Consider the following 6,535-nt stretch of genomic DNA (forward strand, 5'->3'; position numbering starts at 1 on the left):
TCGATCGTGCTGTTACAGGCTGTGTTTTTGAAGTTAAATTCCGCTTTAATCTAGAGTTTGTTATTAAATCTTTTAAAAACAGTGGTATACGTTCGGTGCGTAAAAATGTTGCCAAAATTTTACTGAGTATTCGAGATAAACCATTGAAATCTAGCTTGCGATGGCACAGTATCCTTCAATCAAAAAATGTAGGCCTATGGCTTAGCTTATAAAAATAATTAACTAATACAGGCTTAATTGCTACGGGGATTGAACACTCAATGAAGAACTCATTATCCACAAGAATTTTTATCGGTTTGTTTATCGGTGTCATATTGGGCAGCATTGTTCAGTTCGCACTGAATGATATTGCTTTCTTTTCTGGCACGTTAGTCAACATTGCCAGTGGCATTGGTAGCATGTTTGTCAACATGATCATGATGTTGGTTGTGCCTTTAGTTTTTGTCAGTATCGTGTGTGGTGTGTGTGAGCTGCAAGACTTGAAAAGCTTCGGCCGACTCGGTGGCAAAACATTCAGCTTCTATATCATTAATACGCTAGTGGCAATTACCGCAGCGTTTACCGTGGCTATGCTGATTGAGCCGGGTAAAGGCGTGGATATGTCCAGCAGCGGCGGGGTTGAGATCACCGCGACCGAATTGCCAAACTTAATGGCGTTAATCGTCAATATTGTGCCAAACAACCCATTCTCAGCATTCACTTCAGGCAATATGCTGCAAGTGATCTTTATGGCATTGCTATTAGGCGGTGTGATGAAGTCGTTAGGTGAAACGGTTTCAGGTGCAGTGAAAGGTTTTCAAACGGCTAACGTTATCATGATGCGTTTGATTTCAGTGGTAATGAATTTAGCGCCAATTGGTGTCTTTGCGCTGATGTTTAAGCTAGGTGCAACCCTTGAGCCAGAAGTCTTCTTCAGTGTTGTGCAGTATTTATTGCTGATTATCGGTTTATTAGCCCTGTGGATCTTTGTCGTTTACCCATATGCCGTAAGCTTCTTTACTCAAGTGTCAGCCAGCACATTCCGTGAGAAAACTCGCGAGCAAATCTTGTTCTCGCTTTCAACGGCTAGTTCAAATGCGACGATTCCTGTCACCATGCGTACCCTAACAGATAAGCTAGGTGTGAATCGCGCAGTAGCAGGCTTTGGTGTACCGCTTGGTGCAACCATGAATATGGGCGGTGTGTCGATTTACATTACCATTGCGATTTTCTTCGTTGCTAACGCATTCGGCATGCCTATTACTAGCGAGCAAATTCCGGCATTGTTATTTAGCGTATTCTTATTATCTGTAGGTGCTGGTGGTGTGCCAGGTGGCGGAATGGTGATGATTGGTGTGTTAATTCACCAAATGGGTTTACCGATTGAAGCATTTGCTATTGTTGCCGCGCTTGACCGTTTAATTGATATGATTTTGACCTCTTGTAATGTAGTGGGTGATACCGCGGTATTGACCATTGTTGATCAAACGGAAAAACCGCATCAAGTTGACTAAGTGATTGTGGGTTTACTTGCCCAATTGATCAAAAAGGCCTGCTGACTTGCAGGCCTTTTGCTTTTCTAGCATGCTACAGCAAACAATAAGGAACAGGTCTAGCTTAAGCAGAACCGTTTAGGCGGCCTGATAATGAAGGATTTACGATGCGTACGCTACTTTTAGGCTGCATGTGCAGTCTGTTTGCCTTTGTCTTAATGGGCTGCCAAACCACTCACCATGACATGACACCCGCTTTACCTGAATATCAATTCGAGCAAAACAGTGATTACATGCAGCACATTGCTCAGGCGCAACAACAGGCTGAGGCAAACAATAAACTATTACTGTTAGTGTTAGGTGCGCAATGGTGCCATGACAGTCGAGGCTTAGCGTCAAACTTTTCAACGCCTGAGATGCAAAGCATATTGCAGCAGCGTTTTGTGGTGCAATTTGTGGATGTGGCATATTTTGATGATTTACATCATGTGCCGCAATTATTTGGCTATCATGCCATTTTTGGTACGCCGACAGTATTGGTTATCGACCCTAAAAGTGCACAGGTATTGAACCATCAAACCGTGTCTAAATGGCAAAGTGCTCACAGTGTGCCGCAGTCTGAATACGTCGAATTCTTCAGCCAAATTGGTACTCAACAAGTATCCAATGCGCCAACATCTGATGAGTTAAAGCAATTTATTGAGCAGCAGGTGGCACGTTTGAAGCAAGCGTATGATCACCAAAGGCCTATTTGGGCTGATGTTCGCAATGGCACTGGTGATGAAGCTGAGCTGAGTAAAGTTGCCACAGAGGTATGGAAATTTAGAGTGCAGCTGCAAAAGGATATTCATCGATTAGAGTCAGAGTTGATGAAAGACCCAAATAGTCAACTTAACTTACCTAATTACCCAAACTTCAGTTGGCAGTGATTAGTCTTTTATGTCTAATTTACGTTTAATTTTGTCTAAATCATCGAGGACGTAATTGATGGAAGCATGGATCATAACCATAAAGAACGCGAACATAGCTTGTTCAGTATAGAATTGATGTTTAATGATGTATTCAACTGATTGAGTATATTCAAATGGCAGTGTGTAGCTGCTATATACAGAGAAGATAAACCGCGAGAGAGCAAAAAAGTAAAAGGTATAAAAAAGCAGGTTTAGTGATCTTTTGCGTGTGGATAATGGCATATTTCAACATCCTTGTAATTATATTATGTACCTCGATTACTCATTAACCGATATAGCAGCCTAGCAATTACACTAGCAGTTACTTTATTAATTTTTAATCTGAAAGATAAGAAAAGCGCTATACAGTTGCAAATTGATACAGCTTTGAACCGTTACAAAAAACGCCAGTAATTTGATTTACTGGCGTTTTTTTGTAAATAAGCACTGAGTACAAGATTATTCTACGTTTGGCTCTTGGCTGTAATCTTGACCGTGATAGCTTAGGCAGGTATCGACTTCGTTGGCACTACCTAAAATTACCGCTACGCGCTGGTGAATTTCTTCAGGCTCAATATCCATGATGGTGTCGTAGCCAGTAGAGGCTTTACCGCCTGCTTGCTCAACCAAAAATGCCATTGGGTTGGCTTCATACATTAAACGTAGCTTGTATGGCTTTTGAGGATTTTTGTTGTCGGTAGGGTAAGTAAAAATACCACCGCGGCATAATACACGATGCACATCACCTACCATGGCTGCAATCCAACGCATGTTGAAGTTGCGCTCACGCGGGCCGAGTTTACCTAATAGTAAATCTGCAATGTAAGTTTGCATCGGTGCTTCCCAGAAACGCTGGTTCGACATGTTAATGGCAAACTCACCGGTATCTGGTGTGATAGCAACGTTATCTTGAGTCAGTAAGAACTCGCCTGTGTTTGGGTCTAAGGTGAAAAACTGCGTACCTTGACCTGTGGTTAATGCCATCATGGTCGATGGGCCATACAACACATAACCAGCAGCAACTTGGTTGCGGCCTTTTTGCAGAAAGCTTTGCTCGTTTAACTCACCTGCTGGGGCTGGTAATACTGAGAAAATAGTACCCACAAGCGAGTTAATATCAATGTTTGAAGAGCCATCTAATGGATCAAAACACACGAGGAACTCGCCATTTTTATCGGCTTCAACTACGTAGTCTTCTTCTTCAGATGCAATACCACGTACATTGCCTGCAGCGGCTAATGCATCTTTAAGCATGTCATTAGTGATGACATCAAGTTTCTTTTGAGTTTCACCCTGCACATTTTCTTGTTCTGTTGCGCCAAGTACGCCAGCGAGAGCGCCGTGTCTAACAGCTAAGCTGATCTCTTTAGAGGTGTTTGCAAGGGTAAGCAGCAGATCAGACAAGGTAGCCGATACCGCTTGTGAAGTCAGAGTTTGTGCCAATGTTTGCATGGTTATTCCTAAGACAAGTCGGGTTAAGGTCGTGGATGTTACGTTAAGCGTAACACGCAGCTTTATCATTGATTATTTTCTAGCGCGGATGATAGCGCAGATCGCGGCATATTTCAGCGTTAGTCATGGGATTTTGCAGCTGAATTAGCATTAGGTTGTTTTTGTTTTCAACCATTTTAAGGCAGAATGAGGTCGCTGAACAAAATTCAAGGAAATAATAATGATAAGTTCATGGAAGCAAAAGGCGATAAAGATTGCGCTTGCGATGCCTTTTATCCTACCTAGTGCACTCATTGCACCTCACGTAATGGCAACGGACATGACCTATAACACCACTGCTGAATTAACTCCCATTTTAGGTGGCCGCTCGCCACTGACCATCGAACGTATTCATCAATCCCCAGCACTGGCGGGAGCAAGCCCAAGAGGTTTGAGCATGTCGCCTGATGGCTCGCGTGTGACTTATTTGGCTGGTCGTGATGATAATCAAGATTTTTACGATCTCTGGCAAATGGATATCGCCACCGGTAAGCGCAGTGTGTTCATCGATGCTGACAAGCTGGCCACAGGTGAATTGTCTGATGAAGAAAAAGCACGCCGCGAGCGCCAGCGAATTTATGGCCAAGGGATCATGGAATATTTTTGGTCACAAGATAGCCAATCAATTTTAATCCCAGCCTCAGGGCAATTGTACTTGTACCAAGTTGCCACTCAATCCATGAAGCAGCTAGACACAGGCGAGGGCTTTGTGACCGACGCTAGGTTGTCACCTAAAGCCAATTTCGTATCGTTTGTTCGCGAGCAAAACCTATATGTGTTAAGCCTTGAAACGGGCAAAGTGTCGGCCATTACTACAGATGGTAAAGGGCCGATTAAGAACGCCATGGCTGAATTTGTGGCGCAGGAAGAAATGGATCGCATGACGGGTTACTGGTGGTCACCTGATGAGTCAAAAATTGCCTTTAGCCGCATTGATGAATCAGGCGTTGAGCTGGTAACGCGTAATGAAATTTATGCTGATGGTATTAAGTTGACTCAGCAGCGTTACCCTTATGCGGGTAAAGCGAATGTCACCATTAAATTGGCAGTAGCTTCGCTTGCAGACAACCAAACTCAGTGGATTGATTTAGGCGCTGAGCAGGATATGTATTTGCCACGTGTAAAGTGGCATCCATCGAGTGAGAAGTTGTCTTATCAATGGCAAAGCCGAAATCAACAGGTACTGGATTTACGGCTAGTTGATCTAACTCGTGCTGAAAATTTAATTTTGGCTAAGCAACAAACCTTGATGGCTGAGCGAAGTGAAGCATGGGTGAATATTCATGATGATCTGCACTTTTTGAAAAAACAGGATAAGTTCATTTGGGGCTCAGAGCGCTCTGGCTTTAAACATCTTTATTTAATCGATAACAATGGCAAAAACCGCCAAGCCTTAACCCAAGGCGATTGGGTTGTGGATAGCCTAGATTATGTCGATGAATCATCTGGCTGGGTGTATTTTTCTGGTCGTAAAGACAGTGTCGTTGAGCGACATATCTATCGGGTGCATATGGAGAAAGGGCCTAGCAGTATAGAAAAACTCAGTACTCGATCTGGCATGCATCAGGTGGTTTTTGCTGACAATAAGCCAGTTTATATCGATTACTTCAGCAGCTTATCTCAACCACCTCAAATTAGCTTACACCAAGAAACCGGTAAACATTTAGCTTGGGTAGAGCAAAATAAAGTGGATGCTGACCATCCGCTATTTGATTTTGCAGCCTTGTGGCAAATGCCGGAGTTTGGCCATATTAAAGCTGAAGATGGGCAAATATTGCAGCACCGCTTATTTAAGCCTGTGGCATTTGATCCGCAAAAAACGTATCCCGTTGTGGTACGTGTTTATGGCGGTCCACATGCTCAGTTAGTGACTAATAGCTGGAGCGGAGCTGATTATTTTAGCCAGTATTTATTGCAACAAGGCTATATTGTATTTCAGTTGGACAACCGTGGGTCTGGTAATCGCGGCACACGCTTTGAGTCTGTGATCTACCAAAACATGGGAGATGCGGAAGTTAACGATCAAAAAGCCGGTGTCGACTACTTGCGTAGTTTGCCTTATGTGGATGGCGATAATATTGCTATTTACGGCCACAGTTATGGTGGTTACATGGCATTGATGAGCCAGTTTAAAGCGCCTGATTACTTTAAGGCGGCTATTTCGGGTGCGCCTGTGAGTGATTGGCGCTTATATGATACCCATTATACCGAGCGGTATATGGGACATCCTGACAGCAATAAGCAAGGTTACGAGGCCAGCAGTGTGATGCCTTATGTGAGTAACTATCGGTCTGGTTTATTGATGTACCATGGGATGGCTGATGATAATGTATTGTTTGAAAATAGCACGCGTGTTTACAAGGCGCTGCAGGACGAAGGTAAGCTTTTCCAAATGATAGATTATCCGGGCTCTAAGCATTCAATGCGTGGCGAGAAGGTACGTAATCATTTATATAAGTCACTTGCTGCATTTTTAGATAGCCAGTTAAAGCAGTAATCCGTTATGTGTTAGCTTGCATCAATTTAAAAAACCAGCCATCAGGCTGGTTTTTTATTTTCAGCCCTAAACCACCTACTTCAGTAGGTGGTTATCATCAATTAGGGTTTGCCTGTATCTTTGTT

The 6,535-nt window shown here is 43.2% G+C and carries 5 protein-coding genes; 3 read left to right on the top strand and 2 right to left on the bottom strand.

The annotated features are described in order from the left end of the window. The first annotated feature begins 260 nt into the window (after positions 1 to 260). Complete coding sequence (locus ACHUGF_RS04205; protein WP_394129529.1) at positions 261 to 1,493, top strand: dicarboxylate/amino acid:cation symporter; 1,233 nt, start codon at positions 261 to 263, stop codon at positions 1,491 to 1,493. Positions 1,494 to 1,639: 146 nt separating this feature from the next. Continuing rightward, positions 1,640 to 2,401, top strand: coding sequence for a thioredoxin family protein (locus ACHUGF_RS04210; RefSeq protein ID WP_394129530.1), 762 nt, complete (start codon positions 1,640 to 1,642; stop codon positions 2,399 to 2,401). Here ACHUGF_RS04210 and ACHUGF_RS04215 read toward each other — a convergent pair whose 3' ends face one another. Then, positions 2,402 to 2,665 carry a hypothetical protein gene (locus ACHUGF_RS04215; RefSeq protein ID WP_394129531.1) on the bottom strand — a complete coding sequence of 88 codons (264 nt, stop codon included), beginning with the start codon at positions 2,663 to 2,665 and terminating at the stop codon, positions 2,402 to 2,404. It abuts the gene before it with no gap. A gap of 216 nt (positions 2,666 to 2,881) precedes the next feature. Beyond that, positions 2,882 to 3,874 carry a class 1 fructose-bisphosphatase gene (locus ACHUGF_RS04220; protein WP_394129532.1) on the bottom strand — a complete coding sequence of 331 codons (993 nt, stop codon included), beginning with the start codon at positions 3,872 to 3,874 and terminating at the stop codon, positions 2,882 to 2,884. A gap of 307 nt (positions 3,875 to 4,181) precedes the next feature. Here ACHUGF_RS04220 and ACHUGF_RS04225 point away from each other — a divergent pair, with 307 nt between their 5' ends. After that, the gene (locus ACHUGF_RS04225) at positions 4,182 to 6,410 is read left to right on the top strand and encodes a S9 family peptidase (protein WP_394129548.1); all 2,229 of its coding nucleotides are present in this window, start codon (positions 4,182 to 4,184) and stop codon (positions 6,408 to 6,410) included. Positions 6,411 to 6,535 lie beyond the last annotated feature (125 nt).

It is taken from the genome of Shewanella maritima, from assembly GCF_043643735.1.
GTDB classification, from domain to species: Bacteria; Pseudomonadota; Gammaproteobacteria; order Enterobacterales; family Shewanellaceae; genus Shewanella; species Shewanella maritima_A.